Annotated in this window: 3 protein-coding genes; all 3 read right to left on the reverse strand. The window is 67.0% G+C overall.

Translation table 11 applies throughout. The annotated features are described in order from the left end of the window. Positions 1–64 precede the first annotated feature (64 nt). The gene (locus tag G0Q01_RS25630) at positions 65–502 is read right to left on the reverse strand and encodes a hypothetical protein (RefSeq protein WP_235940413.1); all 438 of its coding nucleotides are present in this window, start codon (positions 500–502) and stop codon (positions 65–67) included. After that, positions 499–1176: a DUF6441 family protein gene (locus G0Q01_RS25635; RefSeq protein ID WP_164196261.1), complete on the reverse strand. Its 678-nt coding sequence runs from the start codon at positions 1174–1176 to the stop codon at positions 499–501. Before G0Q01_RS25635 ends, G0Q01_RS25630 begins: the two co-directional genes overlap by 4 nt. Further along, a partial coding sequence (locus G0Q01_RS25640; protein ID WP_235940415.1) for a hypothetical protein occupies positions 1173–1485 on the reverse strand: 313 nt, incomplete at its 5' end. The genes G0Q01_RS25635 and G0Q01_RS25640, both read right to left, overlap by 4 nt.

The following is a 1485-nucleotide window of genomic DNA, read 5'->3' on the forward strand; positions in this document are numbered from 1 at the left end:
GCCAAAACTCGCCTGTTGGCGCGACAGCAGCCGCGCCTCGTTTCCACGCGCAAAGGTCATGGGATCACTCCATCGGGTTGTCGGGGGTTTCGTAGTAGATCGTCACCGGCAGATCGGCGCCTTTCAGGCTCTCCGCGCCGTCCATCGGCACCACGTCGGTTCCCTGCGGGGCATTGACTCGCAGGTAGGTCACCGCGCCGCCAAGCGAGCGGTCGGCGAGCAGCAGCGCCGCCACGCCCTGCATCAAGGCATCAAGGGCAGCATCGCGCTCCTCGGCGTCCGATCCCTGCACGACGCACTCGAGGTCGATGTCACGCTCGAACTCGCGCGTCCCGGTGCCGAGATGCTGCTCGCCCTCGTCCGGATCTTCCGGCTGGACATTGATCAAGCCCTCGGGCGGGCAAAATTCTGGGTACTCCACCTCGCGCAGCACCCGCGCGGGATGCGGGGCCAGAGCTGCGACCAACGCGGCGATCGCGGTTTCATGGGTGCTTGGCATCATTTGCGCCTTCTCTTGCGGCGACGCAGCGTGCGGAACGCCGTGTCGATGTCCTCGGCAAGGCTGCGCATGGCGAGATGCAGGTTCTTGTCGATGTTGAGCCGGCGTTTCAGTCGAACGCGCGGCACCAGGAAGAACATCGGCACGGTCATCAGCCCGTGCCCAGTCTTCAGCGCGCGCTTGCTCTTCGAGAGCGCGTAGCCGCCCCGCTTGCCCTGGCGCTGGCGCTGGTTGTCGACCACCAGCAGTGAGGCGCCGTGCTCGCGATAGACGAAGCGCAGCGGCCCGAAGCGGTGCTCGGGAAAGTTCGACGGCGTGAGCCGCTTGCGCCCCTCGCCGAGCTTGGGGGCATCCGGGGTCGGGATCGCGAGGTAAAAGCCGTCGGCCGAGCGGATCGTTGCGCCCTCATCGAACACACGCAGCAATTCGGGAGCCTTGGTGTAGATGATCGAGGCGGCCGCCAGCGAAGCCTGACCGCGTGGATAGTCCTTCTGACGCCACGACCGCGCAAGGCGCGGACCAAGCCCGCCCGCCAGCACGTCCTGGCGCAGGAGCCGCTTGGCCCGCGCCCCGGCCGAACGGACCCCGGCGGTGATCGCGCGCTCGGCGAGATCGAGTTCCTCTTCCATGAATTCCTCGAGGTTGCCGGTCAGGGCAACGCTGATCCGCTCCTTCATGCAGGCTGCTCCACGGTGTTCAGCAGCACCTTGTAGCGCCGCGGGTCCCGCGTCCGGACGTGCTGCACCTTGCGCCGCTCGGACCCGATGCCGAGGATCGTCCCCTTGGAGAAGCCCTCGAAATCGGAGGCGAGGATCTCGAACATGCCAGCCTCCGACTGCACCTGCAGGCTGCGAAAATCAGCGATCTCATCCGGCCGCGCCGGAAGCAGCCGCACCGGGCGTGCCACGCCCTCGGGATCGAGGACAGCCTCGATCCCGTGACGCCGGAAGGTCTCTTCGACGCTGCGAAGAAACGGGTCCATCGCG

Origin of the sequence: Salipiger sp. PrR007, assembly GCF_010499845.1 — a bacterium.
Taxonomy (GTDB): Bacteria; Pseudomonadota; Alphaproteobacteria; order Rhodobacterales; family Rhodobacteraceae; genus Salipiger; species Salipiger pacificus_A.

Excerpts from the sequence above, each read along its gene's own strand:
- G0Q01_RS25635 (WP_164196261.1), bottom strand. The coding sequence starts at position 1,176 with ATGAAGGAGCGGATCAGCGTTGCCCTGACCGGCAACCTCGAGGAATTC.
- G0Q01_RS25630 (WP_235940413.1), bottom strand. The coding sequence starts at position 502 with ATGATGCCAAGCACCCATGAAACCGCGATCGCCGCGTTGGTCGCAGCT.